This is a genomic window from Eilatimonas milleporae (assembly GCF_003688555.1).
GTDB lineage: Bacteria > Pseudomonadota > Alphaproteobacteria > Sphingomonadales > Kordiimonadaceae > Eilatimonas > Eilatimonas milleporae.
The window spans coordinates 593,896-617,765 of record NZ_REFR01000011.1; the positions used below are offsets into that span (position 1 = coordinate 593,896).

The 23,870-nt window shown below is 60.5% G+C and carries 17 protein-coding genes and 1 CRISPR repeat array; of the genes, 5 read left to right on the forward strand and 12 right to left on the reverse strand.

Annotated elements, in window-relative coordinates; genetic code table 11:
- Positions 1 to 210 precede the first annotated feature (210 nt).
- The 4 genes from zorA to BXY39_RS10755 are packed head-to-tail and all read left to right on the forward strand — an operon-like array spanning position 211 to position 8,123.
- On the forward strand, positions 211 to 2,322 hold the full coding sequence (zorA, locus tag BXY39_RS10740; RefSeq protein WP_121938825.1) for an anti-phage ZorAB system protein ZorA: 2,112 nt from the start codon (positions 211 to 213) through the stop codon (positions 2,320 to 2,322).
- Positions 2,319 to 3,128: an OmpA/MotB family protein gene (locus BXY39_RS10745; RefSeq protein ID WP_121938826.1), complete on the forward strand. Its 810-nt coding sequence runs from the start codon at positions 2,319 to 2,321 to the stop codon at positions 3,126 to 3,128. The genes zorA and BXY39_RS10745 overlap by 4 nt, the downstream gene beginning before the upstream one ends.
- The gene (locus BXY39_RS10750; protein ID WP_121938827.1) at positions 3,125 to 4,531 is read left to right on the forward strand and encodes an EH signature domain-containing protein; all 1,407 of its coding nucleotides are present in this window, start codon (positions 3,125 to 3,127) and stop codon (positions 4,529 to 4,531) included. Before BXY39_RS10745 ends, BXY39_RS10750 begins: the two co-directional genes overlap by 4 nt.
- Before the next feature lies 1 nt (position 4,532).
- Positions 4,533 to 8,123 carry a DEAD/DEAH box helicase gene (locus BXY39_RS10755; protein ID WP_121938828.1) on the forward strand — a complete coding sequence of 1,197 codons (3,591 nt, stop codon included), beginning with the start codon at positions 4,533 to 4,535 and terminating at the stop codon, positions 8,121 to 8,123.
- Between the two features lie 414 nt (positions 8,124 to 8,537).
- Here the strand turns inward: BXY39_RS10755 and BXY39_RS10760 are convergent, their stop codons facing one another.
- From BXY39_RS10760 to BXY39_RS10785, 6 genes are all read right to left on the reverse strand, one after another.
- Entirely contained in the window at positions 8,538 to 10,166 is a 1,629-nt protein-coding gene (locus tag BXY39_RS10760; protein ID WP_170163768.1) for a PepSY-associated TM helix domain-containing protein, read from the reverse strand.
- Positions 10,167 to 10,180: 14 nt separating this feature from the next.
- Positions 10,181 to 10,513 carry a hypothetical protein gene (locus tag BXY39_RS10765; RefSeq protein ID WP_121938830.1) on the reverse strand — a complete coding sequence of 111 codons (333 nt, stop codon included), beginning with the start codon at positions 10,511 to 10,513 and terminating at the stop codon, positions 10,181 to 10,183.
- The gene (locus BXY39_RS10770) at positions 10,513 to 12,945 is read right to left on the reverse strand and encodes a TonB-dependent siderophore receptor (RefSeq protein ID WP_147453545.1); all 2,433 of its coding nucleotides are present in this window, start codon (positions 12,943 to 12,945) and stop codon (positions 10,513 to 10,515) included. Before BXY39_RS10770 ends, BXY39_RS10765 begins: the two co-directional genes overlap by 1 nt.
- A 91-nt stretch (positions 12,946 to 13,036) precedes the next feature.
- Entirely contained in the window at positions 13,037 to 14,290 is a 1,254-nt protein-coding gene (locus BXY39_RS10775; RefSeq protein WP_121938832.1) for a FecR family protein, read from the reverse strand.
- Positions 14,287 to 14,907 (reverse strand): RNA polymerase sigma factor, encoded by a 621-nt coding sequence (locus BXY39_RS10780; RefSeq protein WP_170163769.1) that lies wholly within the window; start codon positions 14,905 to 14,907, stop codon positions 14,287 to 14,289. The genes BXY39_RS10775 and BXY39_RS10780 overlap by 4 nt, the downstream gene beginning before the upstream one ends.
- Positions 14,908 to 15,320: 413 nt before the next feature.
- Positions 15,321 to 15,665 carry a DUF3325 domain-containing protein gene (locus BXY39_RS10785; RefSeq protein WP_121938834.1) on the reverse strand — a complete coding sequence of 115 codons (345 nt, stop codon included), beginning with the start codon at positions 15,663 to 15,665 and terminating at the stop codon, positions 15,321 to 15,323.
- A gap of 581 nt (positions 15,666 to 16,246) precedes the next feature.
- Between BXY39_RS10785 and BXY39_RS10790 the strand changes: the two genes are divergently transcribed.
- The gene (locus tag BXY39_RS10790; RefSeq protein ID WP_121938835.1) at positions 16,247 to 17,074 is read left to right on the forward strand and encodes a hypothetical protein; all 828 of its coding nucleotides are present in this window, start codon (positions 16,247 to 16,249) and stop codon (positions 17,072 to 17,074) included.
- Positions 17,075 to 17,463: 389 nt separating this feature from the next.
- Positions 17,464 to 17,957: a CRISPR direct-repeat array (repeat unit 31 nt; unit sequence GTTTCAATCCACGCCCCCGTGTGGGGGCGAC).
- Positions 17,958 to 18,141: 184 nt separating this feature from the next.
- Here BXY39_RS10790 and cas2 read toward each other — a convergent pair.
- From cas2 to cas5c, 6 genes are all read right to left on the reverse strand, one after another.
- On the reverse strand, positions 18,142 to 18,432 hold the full coding sequence (gene cas2 / locus BXY39_RS10795; RefSeq protein WP_121938836.1) for a CRISPR-associated endonuclease Cas2: 291 nt from the start codon (positions 18,430 to 18,432) through the stop codon (positions 18,142 to 18,144).
- A 232-nt stretch (positions 18,433 to 18,664) separates the two neighbouring features.
- Positions 18,665 to 19,705 carry a type I-C CRISPR-associated endonuclease Cas1c gene (gene cas1c, locus BXY39_RS10800; protein WP_121938837.1) on the reverse strand — a complete coding sequence of 347 codons (1,041 nt, stop codon included), beginning with the start codon at positions 19,703 to 19,705 and terminating at the stop codon, positions 18,665 to 18,667.
- On the reverse strand, positions 19,705 to 20,331 hold the full coding sequence (cas4, locus tag BXY39_RS10805) for a CRISPR-associated protein Cas4 (protein WP_121938838.1): 627 nt from the start codon (positions 20,329 to 20,331) through the stop codon (positions 19,705 to 19,707). The genes cas1c and cas4 overlap by 1 nt, the downstream gene beginning before the upstream one ends.
- A 9-nt stretch (positions 20,332 to 20,340) precedes the next feature.
- A complete protein-coding gene (gene cas7c, locus BXY39_RS10810) occupies positions 20,341 to 21,234 on the reverse strand; it encodes a type I-C CRISPR-associated protein Cas7/Csd2 (RefSeq protein ID WP_121938839.1) in 894 nt (297 codons plus the stop codon).
- Positions 21,235 to 21,237: 3 nt separating this feature from the next.
- Entirely contained in the window at positions 21,238 to 23,049 is a 1,812-nt protein-coding gene (cas8c, locus tag BXY39_RS10815; protein WP_121938840.1) for a type I-C CRISPR-associated protein Cas8c/Csd1, read from the reverse strand.
- Positions 23,046 to 23,708 (reverse strand): type I-C CRISPR-associated protein Cas5c, encoded by a 663-nt coding sequence (gene cas5c / locus BXY39_RS10820; protein WP_121938841.1) that lies wholly within the window; start codon positions 23,706 to 23,708, stop codon positions 23,046 to 23,048. Before cas5c ends, cas8c begins: the two co-directional genes overlap by 4 nt.
- Positions 23,709 to 23,870: the final 162 nt, after the last annotated feature.

The following is a 23,870-nucleotide window of genomic DNA, read 5'->3' on the forward strand; positions in this document are numbered from 1 at the left end:
TCCCTATGTAAGGGTATTTTCAAATTCCGTGCTTCTTAGAGTTGGAAGCATGCCCCGCCAATACCTTCAGTGCTGAGATCTTTCCTGACTGATATTTCCTTTAGACATACGGGATTGTTTATGTAGCATGACCGAGCAACGCAACTAAGTAGCGAAAATATCTTCGGCCTATATTCAGCAAATGTTGAATCTGGGGGTTGTGGGTGGAGCATGGATGATATGGCAATCTTGGGGGTAATGCTCGAAGGCTTAGGGTTAATGCTGGAAGGTGCTCTTGAAGTCCTTTTCATTCAATTCGTAAGAAATGAACACTTCGCGTCAGGAGTCGCCTTCACACTTATTATCGCTGCTTTCATATTGGCAATCATTGAATTGATTAGGTCGGTTATACCTGCTTGGTTTGTCATCAATACCAGGACAAAAACCCTTGATCGTTTGTTCATGCATAATGAAACATTTGAAGGTCGCCGCCAGAGTTTTGCTGAAAACTATATAACGGATATCGATCCCGCTTTGTCGGGTACTACTCAAAACAGGTTTTTTCATGTGGTGCTACGGGAGCCCGAAAGACGACTTCAACTGGCATGGTCGGAATTCAAGGAAACCTTTGTTGATGAAAAAAATACCCCGATACAGAACACTGTGCGCCCGCAGGAGTTTTTCCTTGGGATCATCAAGCCGCCCAGCCTTGTTAAATCTCTGGGCGGCTTATTTGTCAGTATCGGGCTCCTTTTTACATTCATTGGTATTGTTGCCGTCTTGACGGCAGCCAGTTGCAGTTTGTCGGCAGCAGAGGGTGACGCTGTGTCGGGCATATGCATGCGTCTCGCCGGGTCCTCGCTTCATGACGCCGATGCGATGGGCGGTGGTCTGGCGATGCAAAACGAATTGCAGGGCGTTCTGACCGGTGCCGCATCAAAGTTTTATACATCCATCGGTGGTCTTTTGGGGTCAATACTGCTGCGTATTGCTGCAAGTTCTTATGGCTGGCTGCTCAATCGCGGCTTGACACGTTTGGCATCGCGTCTTGAGGAAGGCGTTGTCTATGCACCGGATCAAAAGCTCCTTGTAGATCAGTTGAGTGAATTGCAGGAGCAATCAACGCAATTAAAGAAATTCAACACTGATCTGGCTGTCGCTGTGGGTGAACGTTTTGAGCGTGCCGTACAGCCCATGGCTACTGAGCTAGGGGCAATCAAGGCATCACTGGATACGGCTAATGACCGGCAGTTGAAAGCGTTGCAAGAAGGTATGGGCGACGCGATCGACACAATGGCCGGTGGAGAGATCAACAAGCTTGGCGCTACGCTGAATACCCTGAGCCAGGAGCTCGCCGGGCTTTCAGGGAAACTTCAGGAAGGGGGGAACAGGGCAGCGGAACAAATGGCCAAGGCGGCCGAAAGGCTTGATGGCGTCGCAGCTGAGATGGATGAGCGTTTTGCCGGTATTGCCAAGCGACTGGACGGTGCCGGTTCTTCGGTTCAGGAACATTTGGATACGGCTGCCAACGCTTTGTCCACTTCGACAGCTGGCGCCATTGCCCAAATGGAAGCGTCCTCTTCGCGAAGTTCGCAAGCATTGACCAATGCTGCCCAGACCATGGAAAAGCTATCGGCCACGGTGTCCGATGACGCAGCCAGCGCTATGCGCGATGCTATGAAAATGGCAACAGATGAGACCAGAATGGTTGCGCAGAGTATAGGCGAGGATATGGCACAAACGCTGAAAACCGCAGGGGGGGCCTGGCGCGATACGCTCGGCGATACTGTCGAGCAAATTACCGCTCTTAATCATTCTGTCGCCCAGTCCGTATCATCGGTCAGCGGTTTCAATGACTCTCTGGATCAGATCAGCCAGAAAAGCCAGCAATCCGTCACATCATTGACTGGCGTGGCCGACAGTATTCGTGCGGCGGTCGACCCATTGTCCAGCGTGATCGATGCTTTGCAAGGCGTTGTAAGCCAGGTGAGGCTCGGTCTTGCTGATTTTTCGTCAACAGTTGAAAAGGCAATGGAACAAGGCCGGGCACTCGCGGAAGCGATGGCCGAAACGCAAGAAGCCTCGACCGAAGCTTGGGAAGACTATGCAAAGCGTTTCGGTGAGGTTGACGAAAGCCTGGGCAAAGTATTGGAGGACTTGGCTGCGGCCTACCAGTCCAGCGCAGAGCGTATGCAACGCTTCGTTGGAGAAATAGACCAGGGGCTTGCCACTGGTGTGAGAGACCTGAGCGGGGCACTAGGGCCATTATCCAACCTTGCAGAACAGCTTGAAGACCTGACCAGTGACCTCAAACAAAACAGATCAGAGGCCGTCAACGCATGAGACGGACAACTTCCCACTTCGATGAACACGCCGAGGATGAATCCGACTTCATCTCAATGACGGATATGATGGTCGGCCTTTTGTTGATTTTCATCATTTTGCTTATGTATTACGCTCTGCAGGCTGTTGCCGTCATCGGCAGCGCCGATGCGGAAAACGATGCGCGCAGCCAATTGCTGACCATCATACAGGAACGCCTGCAGGAGCGGGGTGTCACGGTTTTTATAAGTGAAGACGGCAGTGTCGTCCGTTTGCCGGAAGGCCAACTGCGTTTTGATACAAACGATCACCGGATCAAACCGCAGTTCGAGCCGGGATTGGTGACGATTGCATCGGTTTTTGCCGATTTTGTACCCTGTTTTGGCTATGTGAAAGGGTTTGATCGACAAACATGCGAAGACTTTGATAATCCTTACAATGTTTGGATCGAATCCATCTTCATAGAAGGTCACACGGATTGTGAGGGTTTGCCTCAAAGAAACTGGTCTTTGTCATCCTTGCGCGCCACTGCGGTGTTTGATTTTTTATCCTTGCACCAACCATCCCTTGGAGAGGTGCGCTCGCGCCCGCCTGAGAAAGGCGGTCAAAAAACCCTTGGCATTGTTGGCTTTGCCGACCGCCGGCCAGCACAGGATTTCGGAGCACGGGACCCAAGATGCGATGAGTTTAGCGAGGCACAAAAAACACAGAACCGACGGATCGACTTTCGTTTCGTGATGGGCTCACCCTTGCGCGAGCGCAAGCGGAATATCGATTTGGTAGTACGTGAACCAGCGCAAAAATTGCGGGAGGCTCTGTATCCATGATGCCTCCAAATGGTCTAAATGTAGTCATTGATCGCCTGAAGACTGTTGGTGCTGCTTTATCCCGGTTTGATCTGCAGACCTGTGCGGTCAAAGACGCTGTTGCGGATTTGGGTACAGTGATCGCGGAAGGCGGCACGCCACAGCCGGAAGACCTGGAGGCCAGGGCAACACGGCTCATTGCTGCCTTCAAAACGGACAAAGGTTTTTCTGTTCTGTCTCGGCCAGATATTCGTAACGCCTTTAGTGCTCTCTTTAACGGTACGCCAAACCCCGCCGAGATCTCCGGATTGACAGACGACCTGATCGAAAGGGCTCGCGTCCTTTTATCAGCCTCTATCGTACGAGCGATGGTATCGACATATTTGCAGAATTTCAGTCACCGTAGCCCTGCAATTCAGAGCCTTCGGTCTGCCTTGGCGGATATTCCGGAACGATACCGACCCCATGGTCTGGACCCGTTGTTTGATTCAAGGTTTTTTGCGCAGGACGGACCGGAGCGGGCCGCGCGGATGCTGAGAGAATCTCATATATCCCCGCAGGACAGACTCCGCGAATTGGGGTTGAACAGTGTTTTCCAGTCATCGCCTTTTACCGGCGCTGTATTCGAAAGCTACTGTCGGGACATTTCCATCACCGGCGGGCGTGCTGAATTGGCGCTTGATCGCTTATTGAACTGGGCTTGGGTGGATGGCCAAGAGGCTTTTCCAAGACAAAGGCCTGCTTTGGCGGGGGCTTTGTTTGCTCCGTATACCGATGTGCCAGCGGATCCATCCATCAAGCGAAAACTTCTGGATTTTGTCTTGAAGGCCTGGGGCGATCCACGTTTCAGGTCAGCCCGGGGCGCCTGGCACTTCATTGATCCTGTAATCATAAACACTGTTCAGCGATGGTTGACAGAAGCGTCGGTAGATCAGTTTCTGGACATTGTCGACCAGGATGCACAAGAGCATATGTGGCAATATAGACGGGTCTTCTGGACCGCGTATCTGCGGAAAGGATACATATCTGGAGCCTGGGTGGTTTTCGGTAGGGACGGGGTGAGCAGAGCACACAAATCCTTCACGGAAACCAATGATAAAAGCTTTAAAAATCACGCCCGGTTTCATCCGCGCAGCCAGCCGCAAGACAGGCGCCAGTCCGTACTGCTGATGGACTTTGGCAGTTTGGTCGTCGCTGAATGGAGCCACAATGGATCCCTGCGTGTCTGGCGTAAGTCCGATCAGGCCGCACCGGAATTATATAAACCCGAATACCAAGCAAGTTTGCTGCGCCAGGCACAATGGCAGAAACCGCATCAGGGTGCTGATCGCTATAGATGGCAGCAATGGGCAGCCAATCTGATCCGGGAAGAAACCGGAATCAGACTTACCCAAATTGAGTATACATTGGGTCAGTACAAATAATATGGCACTGAAGATCAGCCACGCTCTGCTGGAGGATACGGTCCGGATAACAGCCAGATCCGGTATTGTCCGACTGCGTACGGTCCCCTTTTCAGATTGGCGAAAACCCGCGACCGTTCCGCAGAGAGCGGCCATTGAAACCCTGTCGGTCTGGCTTGACGACGAAACCGAGGGGCCGGATGGCCGCCTTCTGGCAACCCTGAGTGAAAATCGATGTGAAATATGTCTTGCCCCTTTTGCGGTGGCGGCCCTTGATGAACAAACGGCGCGTATCCTCACATTGCCCCCGTCGACCCCGCTTGGTCTGCAATTGAAGACAGTCGGTTCTCTGCCGGATATACACTTTCACATCGACCATGCCTGGATCGGCAGTGGACGGGGTAGTGTGCGTGCCATACGGCAGGGCGCCATTATACGTACAGGGCAAGGGGCCGGCCGGCTGCCAGCGGACCTGTTTGGTCTGATAAGCGCGGCTGAAACCTTGGCCGACCCCGTCAAAGACAGGGATGAGCGGTACCGTCTTTACGCTCAGCTTCAGAATGCGTTGCCTGCTGATATCCGCGCCAATATAGCCACCGATGGATATCTGTCTGATGTTTGCGTTTATCATGCTGCCGCCTTTTCCCTGCGTGTGGGGGTTCATCGTGATGACCTGTATTTCGCGCCCGTGCTGTTCGGACGTGAAATACAGGATGCCCAGGCTGAGGGCATCCCGATCCATGAGGGTGAAGATGCCTTACTCACACCGGTTTTATCCGACATTTTTGAAGAGCGTTTTATGGCCACATCGGCGGCGCGATCCGCCTATCCGTTACAGGATGGATCCTTTGTGATAATCGACAAGGCTCTTCGGCCCGTTCTCGACATCGTTCACCAAACGCTGGAGGAAAGCCGGGAGATCAAGCGGCGCTTTCTCAGTAAACCCAGGCAGTTTTTGCGCGAGAGGTTGCCCGAAGGTGCAGAGGCGGTTGTTGAGTCCCTATTTATCGAGACCGAGCAGTTTTCTGATCGGGTAACGGGCGTGGATATCTGGTGCCAGCCGGTCATGGCCTGGATCAAGACGGAGCCGAATTCGTGGATTCCTGAAGCGTTTGGGGTTCAGATTGGCGATAAAAGGCTGCAGTTGACCCCGGAGGAAGCCGCAGACGCTCTCAAAAAGCTGCAGTCAGCAAAAAGGGACGGCCTGGAAACGATCGAGGTCGGTGGTACGCCCCTGCCAGTAACCGAGCAAGCCATTGACGAGCTTGAGAAGCTGGCTGCGTTAAATGAAGCGGTAGCGGCGGTGCAGCCGGCTGAACAGAATTCGTCATCGGAAGCAGCGCGTACACCGCCCGCCCACCTGGCGGATAAACTGTTTCTGACAGTTCGCGAAAATCTCGAAGATGTTGCTTATGCGCCCCTTTTCAATCGGCAGAAATCCTTGCCGGATCGTGACAGCATCAAGCCGATCGCCGGACTGCGATCGAAGCTGAAACGGCATCAGCTCGATGGTCTCCAATGGTTGGTCGCCAACAAGCATTTAGGGGTGCCGGGCGTTCTGCTGGCTGACGATATGGGGTTGGGCAAAACCCTGCAGGCACTGGCATTCATAGCCTGTCTTCGGGGGGCGCCAAGTTTTGAACGACCTGTGCTGATTGTGGCGCCCACCGGGTTACTGCGAAACTGGCAACAGGAAATGGAACGGCATTTCCTGCCGGGACAGTTCGGCGATATTGTTACCGCTTATGGACAGGGGCTACAGGCCCTGAGGCGTCATGTCGGTAGGGGCAGCGATATTGCGACCGGGGAAGACCAGCTTAATGCTGATGAATGGGCACGGCATTGTGTACTGCTCACGACTTATGAAACCATGCGTGACTATCACTTCAGCTTCGCGCGCACCCGCTTTGCGGCCATTGTTTTCGATGAAGTCCAAAAACTGAAAAATCCCAAGAGCCAAGTCACCCGCGCCGCGCGTAGTCTCCATGCCGACTTCAAGATCGGTATGACAGGTACGCCCATTGAAAATCATTTGCAGGACTTGTGGTCGATTATGGATGTACTCTGGCCTGGGTTGCTCGGTGCCAGCAAGTCATTTGCAAAAGACTATCCTGTAGAAGATGAACAGAAGCTCAAGGCATTACATGCCAAGTTGTTTCGGGCTGATACCGGCATGGTGCCGCCTGCGTTGCGGCGGTTGAAGTGTGACGAACTCGATGGGCTGCCGGAGAAAATAGAACACCGCCAGCGTGTGCCAATGCCCCTTGGTCAAGGGGCCCGTTACATGTCGATTCTTAGGCGCGCAAGGGCTCTGAAAAACAGCCTTTCTCCCGGTGATGGTATGCTGAGTATTCTACACGATCTCCGCATGGCCTCTCTGCATCCGAGGTCTCCGCTGGAGGCCGGTGATGATCTTTCCGCCTATGCCGCCGAGAGTGCCCGCTTCTCCAAAACCCTCGACATACTCGACACCATTCGCGCTGCCGGTGAAAAGGTACTGATTTTTCTTGAAAGCCGCGAGATGCAGCCCATTCTGGCGCGGCTCATACGTGACCGTTATGGATTTGAGGCGCTACCGCCGCGAATTCATGGTGACATCAAAGGTCCAAAACGGCAGGAGATTGTTGATCAGTTTCAGCAGCAGGCATCAGGTTTCGCCGTGTTGATTCTGTCACCAAAAGCGGGGGGGGTGGGGCTGACATTGACCGCTGCGAACCATGTTATCCACCTGTCGCGCTGGTGGAACCCGGCCATTGAAGATCAGAGCACGGACCGTGTTTACAGGATCGGGCAAACCAAACCGGTCCATGTCTACTATCCACTTGCCGTACACCCACTGCCAGACATCGCTCCGAGTAGCTTTGATATAAAGCTGGACGCCCTGTTGACACGCAAACGCATACTTTCCAATGCGATGCTTATACCGCCCGAACGACGGCAGCAGGATGCCAGGACCCTTTTTGAAGATATCACCACGATCGACGAAACAGACGTCCCGCAGATCTATGATCAAGACGTTTCCGCAAAATCCGGTCCTCGGCAAAAGCAGAATTCTGCCGCAGCTTCAGAAACACCAATCCCGCCCGTTTCTACACCCTTTTCACCGTCAACACATGGTGCAGACGGTGTTCTTGGTCAAAAAACCTTTACGGAAGGGACAAAGCCGGATTTCGGCTGGATGTTCGACCGTCTGAACGGATGGCGTGTCCAGCATGCTTATCTGGAAGACCCTTATTGCCTAAGTAGGGATAGAAATATAGATTATACTATTAAATTTTTTGTTGAGTTAATGAGGCGCTGTAATGGAATCGAAAATATATTGATACAATTTAATGATAATAAATTAGATAATAAAAAAACACCGCAGTCTGTAATTAATTACACAAAAAATGCTCTAAAAAAACAAACGATCGATCTCGGGTGTCAAGCAGAGATTTTTATATATAAAAGAAGACCAACATATAAAAAAGATTTTCATGATAGGTATTTGACATTAAAATTTTCTGAAAAAGAAAAGAGGTCAATACAGTATTCATTATCAGGAGGGGTTGATCGGCTTCTTGCAGAAAGATTTAAATGTCAGATTACAATTTCTGAAATGGCAAATATATAACAATAAATATAATATATTTTTATAAATAAGGATGGTATACGAAATTAGAATTCGTGATTTTTACTTTTGATAATATTGGATCAAACTATTCTGCTAAGGTGGCTCTGATCATTCTCCCGTGCAGTAGCGAAAGTCTTATTTCCTCGGGAATTGTGTTGTAGGGGGCTGATCACTCCGCCTTACCCGCGCCATACCAGCAGCGACAAGGTGTGTAGGACAGAAGACCAGTCCTACTTTAATCAGGGACAGTATATGGTTTTTTGACGCGCTGATATTGAGAATTATCCCATATTTTTCATGGAGTTGCCGGAGAAAATATATTTCTGAAAAACAGGATACTGTCCCCGGTTTTTGTGCTCCGGGCTGTTCCAGCCAGCCACAGGTTTTTTCATCAGACCATACGGTTGGTCAGAGCTATTCGGCCGGTGCGGTACCGGGGGACTGTGCCGTGGTGACCTTTGGTGCCGGCAGAGGGGCCGGTGCGCGCCCCAGACGCCGGGCGGCGGCCAGGGCAACAGCGGCAACGGTCAGCAGCATCAGGTCCAGCCCCGCCACCGGCCAGTATCCGCGCGCGATGGTGGCCGCGAGATGGTCGCCCGTGGTGATCCCGTTGAGCAGGGCGGCGCTGAACGCCAGCCCGGCCAGCAGACAGGTCTGTTCGCGCCACGCCGCTTGACCGCGCAGGACGGCATGGACGAAGGTCCCGGCCCAGACCAGGAAAAACACCCAGATTTCCAACTCGGACCTGTCCTGACCCAGAAGGGCGGCCCCTTTCGGCAACAGGCGGTTGGCGACCAGAAAAGCGCCTGTCGCCGCCATAAGGCCGGTGACCGCGCCGACGGCCACGGCCCGGACCGCGCGGACCTTCACCGGCGCGCCGACGCCCTTGCGCACGCGCGCCCGGATCCAGAACAGAAGCCCGGTGGCGATCATGACACAGCCGGACAGACCCGCCGCGAAATAGAGCCAGCGCAGCGGCCAGTGGCCGAACTGCACGAAATGCGCCCCCTCGATCCAGGCGAACACCCGTTTGACCGGCGGTGCCGAATAGTCGCTCAAAACCCTGCCGGTGGCGCCGTCCATGACCATGATGTGTTCGCTCAGCGTTACCCGCCGCCTGGGAAACGTGTTGCGCAGATACACGCTGGCCCCGGCGTCGCCGTAATTCAGGATGCGGATCACATCGGCCTGCACCGGGGTACCGGCGCGGGCCGACCATGTGCGCTCGGCATGGCCGATCATGGCATCGACCGAGCCGAGCGTGCCCGGTTCCCCCGTCACCGCGACCGGATAGGCGCCGAACAGCTCACGCGCCATCAGCGTGTCATCGCCGCCGAACGGCTGCTGGATGGCCCAGGGAAAATAGATGGTGAAGAAAATCAGCAGGCCGGAAAAGCTGATCAAAATATAAAAGGGCAGACCGATCAGCGAGGTCAGATTGTGCAGGTCGAGCGTGGACCGGCGCGGATTTTTACGCGGCCGGAAGATGAAAAATTCAGCGATGATCTTCCGGTGTATGAACAGGCCGGACACCAGCAGCACAAGCATGGACATGCCGGCGAAACCGACGATCCAGTAGCCGAGATCGTACCATGTGATGTGCAGCCCGTAGTGAAAGGGAAAGATGAACCCGGTGCCTGCAAGGCTGTCCGTTAAATCCAGGGGGGCGCCGGTGCGCGGGTCCAGATGGGCCGCGTGGAATGTGCCGTCTGTGTCCTGATAATAGAATTTGACCGTCGGTTCCCGTTCATCGGGCGCCAGGAAGTTGAGGTAAGCCGCCGCGCCGCCGGCGACGGAAAGGGCCGGCCGGATCAACGCGTCATAGGACACCGGTGTCCCGGTCGGCACGATGCGGGTTTCCGGTATCATCCACCGGTCGATTTCCTTGTCGAAGACGGACAGAGACCCCATCCAGAAGATGGCGAACAGAAGGGCGCCGACCAGCACGCCGGCCCATGTGTGCAGCCACCCCATGCGGTCCCGGAAGCCTGGCCCGATTGCCAGTGGTACTGTCGCCCGTGGTCCCATGGTCCGTGGTCCCATGGTCCGTGGTCCCGTCATAACAGCACACTCCCCAGGGTTGTCGCGGCGGCCAGAAGGATAACCCCGGCACAGGCGCGCCGCCAGCGGGCGCTGCCGAACACCCAGATGACCAGACCGGTATAGAGTGGCAGGCCCAGCAGCACCGCGGCCGAAACCGCCTCCGCCGCCGGCATGCCGAGCCGGGCGGCACCCTCGCCCGTGAGGGCGATGCAGCCGTTTGTCGCCGCATATCCGACGAAGATGGCGGTGATGCAGCGGCACACGGTTTCAAGACCGCGCCGGCCGGATACGGACGCCGGTGTGGATGCACGCGACCGGGCGGTCCCGTTGTCCCCTGCGGACGGCATCAGAACTCCGTCGCCAGCGAGAAAAAGGCGGCGCGCGGCGATCCGAACAGGAACTGGCCGAAGGCCGTGCCCTCGATGAAATTCTCATCGGCCACGTTGCGCACATTGAGACGCGCGGTCAGGCGCTGGCCGCCGGCCTCGAAAGCATAGCGCAGGCCCAGATCGATGCGGACATAGTCGTCGACGACAAAGGTGTTGGCCTCGTCGGCGAAGCGTTCACCGGTGTAGAACACACCGCCATTGAGCGCGAGCCCCTCGATAAAGGGCGTCCGGTAATCGACGAACAGGCTGTACTGATGTTCCGGCACGCCGCCCGGACGGTTGCCGTCAATGGCGGCATTGTTCGGATTGCGGATGACGGGGTCGAGATACAGGCCGCCGGCGATGATCCGCAGAGTGTCCGTCAGGTCGCCGGACAGCGAAACCTCGACCCCCCTGTGGTCCTGATCGCCGATATAGTCGAAGACATTGTTTTCGTCGAAGGTGGCCAGCGGCTGGCTGATATCGAAATAGGCCGCCGTCAGAATGGCGCCTTCGAACAGTTCCGCCTTGAGGCCGATTTCAAATTGTTCGGTTTCGGCCGGATCGAGAAAGGAGTCGCTGTCGAGGCCGAAATTCGCCGCGGTGCCCGGAATCTGGACACCGGTGGTGATCCCCTGCGAGTAGCTGGCATACAGCGTCACCTGCTCGACCGGATTGTAGAGGATGCCGAAATTGGGGACGATGATGCTGTCTTCATAGGTGGTCTCCAGCGTCTGGTCGGCGTTGAAGCGGTCGCGGTTTTCCTGGCGCGACCAGCGGGCGGCGGCCAGAATCCTCAGGCTGTCGGTCAGGGTGATCAGGTCGGAAATGAAAATGGCTTCCTGATTGAAATAGAGCGCATCGACGGTCGGGCCCGCCGTCACGTCCGGAAGCGGCAGATCGACGGGGGTGAAGATATTCGATGTGCCCGCCGCCAGACAGCAGTCGCCGGCGAGCGAGAAGCGCAAGGGGTTGCGGCTGAGCGCGCCGCCGAAGGCGATGTCATGGGTGATGCCGGCGGTGTCCAGGGTGCCGGTGACGAACGCCTCCGCCGACAGCGGATCGCGCACCTGGGAGGGGTCGAAAAAGGTGCGCAGGTCCATGCTGCCGTCGGCCTGCAACGACCCCTCGAGGATGTTGACCGCCTGCTGGTCGCGGACCAGCCGCATTTTCTGGATGCGCCCGGTGAAGGTCCAGGTGTCGGACAGGTCATAGCGGACGCCGAAGGAGCCGACGAAATTCGATGTCGGATAGGTCCCCCAGTCCTGACCGATGAAGGTGGACGGGTCGAACCGCTCCAGAAGGTCGCGGCGCTGTTCCGGGCTCAGCGACGGGTCGAAGGAATTGGCGGTGATGGCCGGCTGCTGTTCCAGTTCGCGGTACTGGTATTCGCCCTCAAGGTCGATGCGCAGGCGCTCGGTCGGCGTCCATTCGAAAAAGGCGCTGAACATGTGGCGGGGACCGTCGACACCCTCGACAAAGGCGGACTCGCGCGCGGTCACCGCATTCAGCCGGAAGCCGATCTCGTCATTGACCTTGCCGCCCAGATCCACATGGATGCCGTAGGAGCCGTTGCTGTCGCCGAAGGCCTGGGCGAAGCGATATGTCTCCTCCGTCGGGCGTTTCAGGGCATAGTTGACGACACCGCCCGGCGGGGTGAAGCCGTAGCGCACCGAGGTCGGCCCCTTGACGATTTCGACCGCCGCCTTGTTTTCAAACGGGCTTTGCACCTGATTTTGGAAAATCAGGTTTTCCCGGCGATAGCTTGACGAATTGTTCAGATTGTATCCGCGGATGTTGACCGTGTCGTTGAAACCGGGCGGCGTGCTGACGATCGTCGACGGATCGTTGCGGGCGATATCGCCAAGCCCGCGAACCTGCTGGTCGATCAGCACTTCCTGTGGGATCACGGTGACGGAAAACGGCGTGTCGAAAATGCTCTGCTCGCCGAAGGTGCCGCCCGACTGCACGGTCGAGGTATAGCCGCTTTCGCGGGTGCCGACCACGACGATCAGCTCGATATCGCGGGTGTTCTTCGGGGCATCGTCACCGCCCCGGCCGGGCGCCGGTGCCGCGGTGCCGCCCCCGGTGACGACGAAGACCCCGCTTTGCGACCGCCGGGCGACAAGGCCGGTGCCGGCCAGCAGCCGGCCGAGCGCCTGATCCACCGTCATCCGCCCCGACAGGGCGGGGGCGTCTTTGCCGGCGGTCAGCGTTTCCGAGGCGATGACGGTGACGCCGAACCGGCGGCCGACCCTGACCAGCGCCGTGTCAAGCGGTTGCGCCGCGATTTCCAGCGGCTGCGTTTCAGGCGATTGCGCCGCAAGGGCCCCGGACGGCAGGGTGAGCGCGGCCATCCATGCGGCGCAGGCCATACTTCGGACGAATGCGGATGTGGAAACGGATTTCATGATCAGGCTGCCCTTTTTGCTGTGAACGAGAATGCTTATCACTAGCACTCATGGAAAGGACGCCTGTGTGTGCGGAACTGACACATTTAATTTATTTTTTCGGATGGTCCGGCGTTTTCGAGGCCGCCGCCGGCCGGGTCGGGGACGGAGTCGATGACTGGCCCGATGACTGGCCCGATGACTGGCCCGATGACTGGCCCGATGATTGGCCCGGTGATTGGCCCGGTGATTGGGCGCTTACAATCATCCGGGTTCCGTCACGTTCTTCCACCCTGACCGGCAGGGCGGTTTCCAGCCCGGACAGCAGGCCGTCGATATTGTCCACCCGGAAGGTACCGGACAGTTTGAGGTGGCGCACGGACGGGTCGACGGCCACCGGCCGGGCCGCATAGCGGTTTATGTCGGCGGTGATTTCGGACAGGGTCGCGCGGATATAGACAAGCTCGCCGCGCCGCCACGCACCCATATCCTCCGCCGCGACAGTATGCGCGCTGCCGAGGCCGTCGCGCTGCGAGGCGCGCACGGCCTGTCCGGCCGTCAGGCGGGCGCGGGCGATCAGGTCCGTCGTGCCGCGCCGCCATGCGTCCCCGTGGGGCCGTTCCGTCCCCATGGCGGCGACGAGGGGGTGCGACACCTCGACCATGCCTTCCTCAACCGCGACATGAAGGGTGTTGCCCTTGCGTTGCAGGTCGAAGGCCGTGCCGATCACCCGCACCTCGGCGGCGCCGGCGCCGATGACGAACGGCCGTGCCGGGTCGGTGACGACGCTGAGAAAGGCGGCGCCTGCGACCAGCCGGGCCCTGCGGTCCGTCGCCGTCACGGTGGCCTCGAATATCGATCCGGCGCCCAGTGTCACCTGTGTGCCGTCGGCCAGAACCACGGTATCGGTGACACCGCGCGGGGTCTCGAAGACGACCGGCGCGGCATCGCGGTAAGGCGCCGGCGCGGAAGGCCCGCGCAGCAGCGGGACGGACATGATCGCGGCGACCAGCAGCAGCGACACCGCAACCGCCGCACGGCGGCCGCGCGCCAGCCGCCCCACAACTCCGGTCGTCAGGCCGGTGGTCAGGCCAGTCTTCAGCCTGGCGGTCAATCCCGCAACAAGCCCCGATGCCAGGTCCTGCGCCCGTTCAATACCCATGGGGCGGTCCAGCTCAGCCCCGTAGTCGATATGGCCCAGCGTGTCCCACAGGGCTTCGGCCTCGGCGAAGGCGTCGCCATGGCGCGGGTCCGCCGTGAGCCAGCGGTCGAATTCGGCCTGTTCGCGGGGGCTGAGGCCGCCGTCGTCGATGCGCACGCGCCAATTGTGCGCGGTGTGGCGGATGCTGTCGATGGCGGCCGTCATGGCGATGGCTCCGCGCCCGGAGCGGTCCGGCCCCGCGCGGCGAGGGCGGCGGCGATGGTGGTCGTGGCGATGGTGATATGACGCACGGCCGATGTGCGGCTGACCCCGCACCGCCGGCCGGCTTCCCTGGGCGACAGGCCGTGGACGCGGTTCAGGATGAAAATGCGGCGGCGGCGTTCCGGCATCTGTTTCAGCGTCTCCACGATCAGGGACAGCTGCTGTTTCGCATTGAAGACGCGCTCGGGATCGGCTGTGTCGCAGGGCGTGGCGGCCATGCGCCGTTCAACCTCGGCGCGGTTGCGGGCGCGCATGCCTTCGGCCCGCTTTTCCGTCACGGCGATGTTGCGGGCGCACACCCAGACATATTTTTCCGGATCGCGGATATCCCCCAGATTGCCCCGCTGGCCGAGTTTTTCAAAGGCGCGCTGCGCGATCTCTTCCGGGTCCGGCGGCCCGGCGCCGTAGGCGGCGCGCAGGTCCGCCGCGAGTTTGGCGAAACAGCGGCGGTACAGGCGTGTCAGAAGCCGCCGGTCATCCCCCACACCCTTTTGTCCAGTGCCCTTTTGTCCCGCGTCCTTGTCCCCGGCCTCCTGATCCGCCCTGTCGGGGCTCTCCATGCTCCGCCCATGCCCCGGCGCGGGAAAACCGTCCGCCCCGTGGAGGCCGGCGTCCGGAGTGAAGGCCTCAGACATCGGCACCGCGCGTGAGTGGGAAAACAGGCATATGACTAACGGAATGGTCCGTGGAGACAGTGTTTTTGAGAATGGTTTGCAAAATCTTTCCTATCGGAAAGCACTCAGCGTGGCAATGTTTAATCACAGTGGCTGTAAGTGCCCCGACCCCGAAGCACCCTGACTGCTAAGCACCATGACCCCGAAGCACCATGCCCCCGCCGGTTGCCCTAAGGCACGGCCCGCTTGTGACCTGCGGGACATATGGCAGGGCCCGCAGCGCCCGCGTCATCCGGCGCTTTCGGGCACCGCCACGCGGTGGGCTCAGGGCATGGTGGCGCCCGGACCGGTCTTTGGTATCAAAGGGCCCGGCGGGCAGGGTGGTCGGGAGCGGCGGCGAAGGCGCGGGCAAGGCTGGCAAGCCACAGGGGGCGATAGGTCAGGACCATGGCGATGGTCCCGGCGGCGGCAAACAGAACAAGCGGCCACAGAAGAAGGCCGAAGGACACCCCGTCCCGCAACAGCGTCAAAACCGCCGATGCCCCAAGGCACAGCCACCCGAGACGCCGCAGCGGCCGCACCCTTGGCGCGGCACTGTCCCGGCCGGCGACGATGCTCCATGGCTTCGCCTGGCTGAGCGCCAGACAGGCCAGACCGGCGGCGGCAAGGCCAAGGCTGGCAAGAAGCAGCAGCATCTGTGTCATGATAATCCCCCGTTTGCGGCCGTAAGAGACCGGACATGCGCGCCGCCGGATCCGCTACCGGCAGACCCGGCGCCCCCAGCAGCGTCCCCACCAGTGCCCCCGGTTGCAGCGGCGGCCCCAGTCAGACAAGGACGCTGAACCGAACAGGACGTCCGTGACATGGCCCATGCCATAGCACAGGCCGCGCCACGGCGATACATGCGACCTGCCACAGACGCGTCAGGCCCCGGCGGCACCCAGACGGGCAGAGCGTATTTATCAGGGACAGTATATGGTTTTTCAACAGTCGAATATTGAGAACTATCTAATATTTTTCAAATACTTAAGACACAGGCTGTGCATCTGAAAAACAGGATACTGTCCCCGGTTTTTATCGCTGACGGGCGCGGGGTGCGGGGGCCTGACCGGCCGGGATGCATGAGGCAGTGTCTCTGCCGAACGGCCCCCCTTTTCCCTGCGGCTGTTGAAAAAGAGGGTCCGCTAAAACTTTAAACTGTTTTAAGGCACCTTAATCGTGTGTATTCTCCCCGCCCTGATTTTTGGTGCGCCCGTATCGGTGCCGTGGCGATGGATGATCGACAATGACGAGTGTGGTGACGCGCGGACACGCCGGCGGACTTTTGGCCGGCCTCAAGACCTGGTGGACCGGGCGCCGGACACGCCCGTCTTCTCCTGCCTGCCGGACGGCGGCAGCGGGGCAACCCGCCGCTCTGCCCGTGGCCACGGGACCGTTTGTCGTGCGCCCCGAGATACAGGCACCGTGCGACTTTGAGCCGGTCAGGAAAGTGGAGCTGGTTTTCGAGCAGTTTATCGGCTGCTATTTGAATTTGCGTCTGTTACGGGGCAATCGGCGTTGGGTGCCGATTCAACTGGATGAATGCGAAGATAAAATCGAAACCCTGATCGCCTTTGCGAATGCTTTAAGCGCGGGGCGGTCTGTTTTGTACGGCGTCGATGGAAACTCTAACCCCAGTGGTGTTGAGGTGACCTTCGACAAGACGCGGGAAAATTGCCGGATCGGCGCTTATGCCAAATGCTTCGAATGGGATGAGGAGGCTGAGTGCTACTATAGGGATAACTTCATATACGTGTGGACCGATGCACCCCGGTTCGTGCGGTCCGTCCGGCAGAGTGTCGAGACGCTTCTGGCCGACACCCGCCTGATCCCCAGTTTTGTCGGGGCGTTTTCCGGTGATTTCGATGCAGATGAGTTGGCGTGTCAAAAGGCCGATGAACTGGCCCCGGTGGAATGGGCCCGGCGCTTCCCCGGCGGCCCGGCCTGGGACGCGCTGCCGTATGGCGATCAACGCGGCTTCGAAGAACTGGTTTATGCGGAAATCCGCACCCCCCTGCCGTGGGAGGAGGAGGAAAGGGCGCGCCTGCGGGCCCTGTGTGACTGGACCCGGTAACACCCGGTGACGGGAACAGGCAGGCCGGGTGCGGTGTTGTCATCGCGCCCGGCCGGTCTGCGCGCGCCCCCATTGCTGCGGGCTGATCCCCTGATGACAAGGCTGGATACACAGGGAAAGGGGCCCGGCGGACCGGGCTAGGATCATCCGGTTCCGCGCCCACCCTTGCGCCCACCCCCAATTTAATCGGGGACAGTATATGGTTTTTCAATACTCGGATATTGAAAATTATTTCATATTTTTCAAGTATTTAGTGCACAGACTGTGCATCTGAAAAACAGGATACTGTCCCCAGTTTTCGCGCTCCGGGGCGCGTACGGCGTAGGCGTGGCCGGTCGGCGTACGTTGGGCCGCCCGCACCCGCTTGGAGGACGGCGCCCAGCGTACTTGTTTCAACCCACGCCCCCGTGTGGGGGCGACGGCTGGCCGGCCACTCATGGACCAGAAACACCTCGTTTCAATCCACGCCCCCGTGTGGGGGCGACCCCCGATCACCTGAATCGGCTTGGTGGTCGGATCGGTTTCAATCCACGCCCCCGTGTGGGGGCGACGGGTCAAAAGGCCCGCCCATCCGGGCCGCTTGGTATGTTTCAATCCACGCCCCCGTGTGGGGGCGACCAGGGCGTAGGAATCAAAACCGTGCAGCCAGGTCAGGTTTCAATCCACGCCCCCGTGTGGGGGCGACGTGGCGGTGATCGCCCAGATGCCGGCGCGCCAGGTCGTTTCAATCCACGCCCCCGTGTGGGGGCGACGCGGCGTCGAAAGCATGAGCCGCGTGCCCATGGGGTTTCAATCCACGCCCCCGTGTGGGGGCGACTCGACGATTTGCAGAGGCGCGACCAACTGACGGAAGTTTCAATCCACGCCCCCGTGTGGGGGCGACTGTGGTTTTATAAGACATTGTCAAAGAACGGGAAATACCGAGTGTAGCGCGAACCCCGTGTCAGGGCGACCGGTTTGTGCGGGCGGTGCCCGGTGGTCGCGGTCGCATGGCAGGCTGGGCGCGGCGTTCCGCCGTGCGCGAACCCCCCTGGGATTTGCCGGCAGCTTGGGGATCGCGCGGGGTGTCAGAAAATCAGCGGGGCGTCCGGGTCGCGGGCGGCTTTGGCGCCGACATGTTCGACCCGGCGGCGCCAGTTCTTGCCCAGATAATAGAAGCGCAGGCTGTCTTCCGCCGGGTTCATTTCGTCCATCAGGCTGGCTTTCAGCGCGGTCCACTGAGCCGGTGTCACGTCGCACTCGAAGACGGAAAACTGCACCCGCTGGCCGTAATCCAGGCAGGCCTTGGCAATGCGGCGCAGGCGCCGTCGGCCGGCACCGTCGGCGGTGCGGACGTCATAGCTGATCAAAACCATCATGGCCGGTGTCCCCCGTTATCCGCCGATGTCCCCCAGTGTCTGGCGATGTTCCCCAGTATCTGGCGATGTTCCCCAGTGTTCCCATCATCTGCCGATTTGCCCCGTCCGGTGTCATTGGCATGCGTCCTGTCTCTGGGGCGTCCTGTCCCCAGGATGCGCTGTTTCTGGGGCGCGTTGTCTCTGGGGCGCTCTGTCTCTGGGGCGTGCCGTCCGTGAGACGCCGGGCAGGGCGCTAGCGCCAGACGAACGGCGGATAGGCGTCCAGATCGCCGCGCAGGTGGCGGGCCAGCAATTGCGCCTGAATGTGCCACAACAGGCCGACGGTGACCTTTTCCTCGAGAAAGGGGTGTGTCAGTTCGTCCCGCTTGCGGTCCTGATAGGCGACCAGCACGGTCTTGCGCGTGGCGTCATCCATGCGGCAGGCGCCGTTGTCCATACGGGTGAAGCCGCGCGGCGTCACCTGGCCGCGATTGATCAGGGACAGCGCCAGCCGGTCGGCGAAAAAGGGGCGAAATTCCTCCATCAGGTCGAGGGCGAGGCTCGGCCGGCCGGGCCGGTCGCGGTGCAGAAAGCCGACCGCCGGGTCGAGGCCGACGGCCTCCGCCGCCGCGCGGGCATCCTGCACCAGCAGGGCATAGACAAAGGACAGCAGGGCGTTGACCGGGTCCAGCGGCGGCCGCCGGCTGCGGCCGGAAAAGACGAAATCGTCGCTGTCGCCGCGCACCAGATGATTGAACACACCGAAATAGGTGCGCGCGGCCTCGCCCTCCAGCCCGCGCAGGGTGTCGGCGGATTGCGGCTTTTCCGCCCGGCGGGCGATATCGGCCAGGCGGCCGGCCGCCGTTTTGAGGGCGTCGGTGGCGGCCGCCGGCAGGGTGGCGCGGTGGTCGCGCAAGGTCCGGGCGATCACGGTCCGCTGATTGAGCGTCTTGCCGATGACGATGGACCGCACAAGGCCGGCGCACGCCGCCGCGTCATCCGCCCGGCGATACTGTTCGCGCCGCAACAGGACATTGCCCGAGGCCGGCCCGACCACGCGGGCCAGATAGCGCCCGTGTTCGTTCAGGAAGGACAGGGCCACGCCCTCCTCGCCGCACTGCCCCATGAGGAAAGGGCTGACGCCGACACGGCCGAAACAGACGATGCCGCCCACCGTATGGATGGGCACGCGGCCGGTTTCCCGGCCATCGACCGAGACGACGATGTTGGCCCGATCCTTGCCGAGATAGGCCCCTTGCGTGGTGATATAAAGGGTGTTCAGGTGGCGGCGCATCAGCCGGCCTCGCGCACGCGGTTGGACAGCCAGCGCGCGGCCGACGATCCGCGCGACAGCCGCTGCGGACGGCAGGGGCCGATCAGCGAACAGCTTTTGCAGCGCCCGGCCTTGTACACCGGCGGCGGGGTGCGCCCGGCGGCGACAAGCGTCCGGGTTTCACCGGCAATGCGCCGTGTCAGCGCGCGCAGGGCGTCGTCAAAGGCGATTTCGCTGCGGCGCCGCGTCTTGCCGTAGAACAGCGCGCCCCGTTCCACCGTGGTTTCCAGCATTTCCTCGAGGCACAGGGCCTGGGCGCACAATTGCACCTCATCCGCGCGGTGGGTCTTGGGCCGCCCGCGCTTGTATTCCACCGGATAGGGGGTGTCCCCATGAAACTCCACGCAGTCGGCGATGCCGGCGACGCCGAGGGCGAGGGAGCGCAGCGGCATGGCATGGACGGTGCGCACACCGGCCCGGCGCACCGTGCCGGGCGTGTCGACGCGGTCATGCAGAACCCGGCCCTCGGCGGTGAACAGATTTTCCTCCCACGCCTGTTCCACATGGATCAGCGCGCACTGGCGCGGACAGAAAAGATAATGCTGCAAGGCCGACAGCGGGATCAGGTCGGCTTCGGCATGGGTCATGGCGCCCCCTTAAAGCATCCGGTGCAGTGTGACCCCCTTCGGCACGGCGGCCTCGTCGACGGCGATGACGTAATCGTCGAAGGCGCGCGCGGCGTGGCCGCTGCCGCCGTTCGCTTCGTCTCCATCGGGGCGGCGGGTGACGGTGACGGTGTCGAACAGGCGGTGGGCGGGCGCGTTGCCGAGGGCGCTGTCATGCTCGAACACATAAAGGCCGCGGGCCGCCATTTCGCCGCGCGCGGCCGAGCGGTCATGTTCGAACATATTGATCAGCGCGGCCCAGAACAGGTCCAGGTCGTCGCGGGTGAAGCCGGTTTTTTCCGCCAGCTTGGCGGAGATGAAGCCGTGTGCCCGGTACAGGCCGTAGGGCACGATATGCTTGCGCCCCATGGTGCGGTTGTCGCCCTGCTGTTTTTCCGCCTCCGCCGGGGTGGCCACCGCCATGCGCGTGATCGACAGTTCCACCGGCAGGATCGGCTCGACACTGCGGGCAAACGCCATCTGGACCGGCCCGCGCACCTGGCCGCAATTATATTCCTTCAGTGACATGACCGCGCCGAAGGTGCGGATGTCGAAATAATTGGCGCACATCCAGTCGCGGGCGCGCAGCACGGCGTCTTCCTTGTCCTTTTTGTCCGTGGGCAGGGCCAGGGCGTCATAGGCCTTGCGCTGCTGATGGGTCAAAATGGCCTTTTCCCGCACGTAAATTTCATGGGGCGGGGCGTTGTCATGGGCCATGTCGACGAAATTGCGCACCTTGCGTTTCAGGCAGACGTCCGTGACCAGGCCGTGTCCGGTCTGCGGGTCGGTGCGGGGCAGGTTGCCGGCGTCCGGGTCGCCGTTCGGGTTGCCGTTGGTGACATCGAAGAAATAGACGAATTCATAGCGGTTCGCGATGGCGGACATGGTTTATTCCTCCCCCCGGTCCTTGTCGGCGCTGTCCGCGCCGGCCGGCTTTGACCGGAATTTTTCGTGATAATATCCGATGACGAAACGCCCCTGATCCTCGATGGCCAGCTGGCCGGGAAAGCGGGGCGGCAGACCGTTGAGAATGTCGCCGATTTCCTTTTCGAAATGGACGGCGAGCCCGGTGGTGGTCTTGTCCTTGCGGATGGTGGACAGGTGATGGCCGGCGCCGCGCAGCAGAACCGGGAAAACACCGGCCGGCGTGGCCGAGGCCGCGCCGTAATAGCGGTCGCGGATGGTGGCGTTGATGCCGGGCAGGGCTTTCTGCTGGATCGATTCCAGCACGGCGAACAGCCGGCCCAGACGGTAGCCGGCATTGGTGTTTTCTCGGTCGAGCGCCACGGCGATTTCCTCCCCCCGCCCGGACAGGCGGCTTTCGCGGTTGAGATAGGCCTTGCACAGTCCGGCGCGCAGGCCGTTGATTTTATGATCGGCGCGGATGCGCATGAGAACCGCGCCGATCAGCCCGGCCGGATAGGGCCCGCCCGACAGGATGGCCTGCATGATTTGCCCGGCCACAAGGGGCGGGATGTTTTCCGATTTGCCCTGCGCGGCCAGTTCCCACGCCAGCCGGTGCGGCGCGGGAAAGGCGGTGGCGGGCTCGGGGTGGATCATCAGGTCCCGGTAATGCCGGACGAACCGCCGGGCCAGATCGCCCAGCGTGCTGACATGCCAGAAGCGGAGGGACACGCGCGCCGCGTTGGGCGCCAGCCCCAATATGTAAAACCGCGTGTCCGGATGGGTCAGCTTCAGCCCGGCCATGGCGGCATCGAGCGGGCGGCCCTGTTCGATCCGGGTCAGCACCGCCTCCAGACGTTTTGGCAGGTCGGCGTCGTCTGGCGTATTCGCGTCCCCGTCGCCGCCGGTGCGCGCGGTGTCCGTATCGGGCGATGCCTCGCCCATCAGGGCCCGCAGGGTCGCTTCCTCGTCCGCGCGCGGCATGTCGGCCCAGAAAACGGTGGAGGCATCGCCGACCTGAAAACACTGGCGGCCACGCTGGCGCAGCAGATGGTTCAGCGCGGTGGTATAGGCAAAGGCGGCCCGTTCCGACACCGGCGCATTGTCGCCCTGGCGTTTGCCGTAGGAGGTAAAGGCCTCCAGATTGAACGAGACGATCGAGCCGCCGCTGGACTGGCCGCCGCGCAGATTCTTGATGGCCGGGTGCAGCGTGGCGATGGGCGCGGTCTCGCCCGTGATCAGGCAGGGGGCGGATGCGCCGCCGGTCTGTCGCAGGCGCCGTGTCCAGATGTCCCGCGCCGCCGGGCGGTCGTGCAACAGACAGGCGTCGCCGTCCAGACGGAAGACCATATTGGCGTCCAGCACATCGTCCCGATTGGCGAAGGCATCGCCGTCCCCCGGCGTCCAGCGGTCAAGAAAATGCAACAAGGCCGTCAGCCCGGCATCGTCCGTCTCGCCGATTTCGTCGCGGTGAAAGGTCTTGAAGGCGGCGTGTTCCTCGCCGGTGCGCGGCGACGCCCTGGCCGACAGGCCGAGGACATAGGATGTCTTGTCCCACAGGAAATTGGGCGCGATGCCCGAGGTCCGCTTGACCGGTCGCGGCACGTTGACGGGTCGGAAACGCGGTTTTTTCGCCGGTTCGCTGCGCAGGTCGACGGGGTCGCCCGCAAGGGTGCCGTCCGGCCGCAGTATCAGGCAAAAGCCGATCTTTTCGGTGCTGTAGCCAAAGGACGGCACGCCTGGCGCGCCGTCCGCGACCAGCCGGTCATAATGGCGGGCCAGCGCGGTCAGGATCATGCCTTGACCTCCCGCGCGGCCAGGGGCGGCACGGCGATGACGCCGTCGCGCATGACGGCGCGGAAAAAACGGGGCGTCCGGTCGTCGGCGAAATCGATGTCATGCAGCATCCAGCCCAGATCGCGCTCGCCCGTCAGGCCGGGGTCGGGGGACGGTATGGGACCGTCCAGCGGCGCGAAGCCGGCGGGAAACTCCCGGCAGCCGAAATAGGGCTGGTGGTGGCACTGGCCCCTGGCGACGCGGCGGTTGAAAATGTCCAGATGCTTGCCCGGCGTGTCGCCCGCGCCGGCCTTGTCCGTCAGGGTGAAATGCGCCTCGATCACATAGTCGACGGTGCGCAGCACGGTGGCGGCGCGCTGCTGGCGATCCTCCTCGATATAGGTGAACAGGCGGCTGGAATCATTGGCCTTCGCCGCACTTTTCAACGATGCGGACGAAATTTTCGCGCCCAGTTCGTTGCGGCGCACGGTGTCGAACCGGATGGGGTTCAGCACATGAATGCGGTCGATCACCCAGGCGATGGCCGGTTTCCAGTGAATGGCCTCGATCAGGCCGCGCGCGGCCGACGGGGTCATCACGTCATAGCTGACACGCTCCACCTTCATCTCGGGCCGGGTGAAACAGGCATAGTCCCCGAAAACCCGGACTGCGACCCCCATAACGCATGCCTCCCCGATCCGCTTTCAGTTCTGAAGACGCAATCACGCCATGAAAGCGTGTTTGCGACTTAAGTGTGCATATTTTTATGAAAATTCTAAAATTGCAAGAAGGTTTTCGAGTAAAAATCGCTCTGCTTTTCACGCACTGCGTGTCACCCGCAG

Excerpts from the sequence above, each read along its gene's own strand:
- zorA (WP_121938825.1), top strand. The coding sequence starts at position 211 with ATGGATGATATGGCAATCTTGGGGGTAATGCTCGAAGGCTTAGGGTTA.
- BXY39_RS10745 (WP_121938826.1), top strand. The coding sequence starts at position 2,319 with ATGAGACGGACAACTTCCCACTTCGATGAACACGCCGAGGATGAATCC.
- BXY39_RS10750 (WP_121938827.1), top strand. The coding sequence starts at position 3,125 with ATGATGCCTCCAAATGGTCTAAATGTAGTCATTGATCGCCTGAAGACT.
- BXY39_RS10755 (WP_121938828.1), top strand. The coding sequence starts at position 4,533 with ATGGCACTGAAGATCAGCCACGCTCTGCTGGAGGATACGGTCCGGATA.
- BXY39_RS10760 (WP_170163768.1), bottom strand. The coding sequence starts at position 10,166 with ATGGGACCACGGACCATGGGACCACGGGCGACAGTACCACTGGCAATC.
- BXY39_RS10765 (WP_121938830.1), bottom strand. The coding sequence starts at position 10,513 with ATGCCGTCCGCAGGGGACAACGGGACCGCCCGGTCGCGTGCATCCACA.
- BXY39_RS10770 (WP_147453545.1), bottom strand. The coding sequence starts at position 12,945 with ATGAAATCCGTTTCCACATCCGCATTCGTCCGAAGTATGGCCTGCGCC.
- BXY39_RS10775 (WP_121938832.1), bottom strand. The coding sequence starts at position 14,290 with ATGACGGCCGCCATCGACAGCATCCGCCACACCGCGCACAATTGGCGC.
- BXY39_RS10780 (WP_170163769.1), bottom strand. The coding sequence starts at position 14,907 with ATGGAGAGCCCCGACAGGGCGGATCAGGAGGCCGGGGACAAGGACGCG.
- BXY39_RS10785 (WP_121938834.1), bottom strand. The coding sequence starts at position 15,665 with ATGACACAGATGCTGCTGCTTCTTGCCAGCCTTGGCCTTGCCGCCGCC.
- BXY39_RS10790 (WP_121938835.1), top strand. The coding sequence starts at position 16,247 with ATGACGAGTGTGGTGACGCGCGGACACGCCGGCGGACTTTTGGCCGGC.
- cas2 (WP_121938836.1), bottom strand. The coding sequence starts at position 18,432 with ATGATGGTTTTGATCAGCTATGACGTCCGCACCGCCGACGGTGCCGGC.
- cas1c (WP_121938837.1), bottom strand. The coding sequence starts at position 19,705 with ATGCGCCGCCACCTGAACACCCTTTATATCACCACGCAAGGGGCCTAT.
- cas4 (WP_121938838.1), bottom strand. The coding sequence starts at position 20,331 with ATGACCCATGCCGAAGCCGACCTGATCCCGCTGTCGGCCTTGCAGCAT.
- cas7c (WP_121938839.1), bottom strand. The coding sequence starts at position 21,234 with ATGTCCGCCATCGCGAACCGCTATGAATTCGTCTATTTCTTCGATGTC.
- cas8c (WP_121938840.1), bottom strand. The coding sequence starts at position 23,049 with ATGATCCTGACCGCGCTGGCCCGCCATTATGACCGGCTGGTCGCGGAC.
- cas5c (WP_121938841.1), bottom strand. The coding sequence starts at position 23,708 with ATGGGGGTCGCAGTCCGGGTTTTCGGGGACTATGCCTGTTTCACCCGG.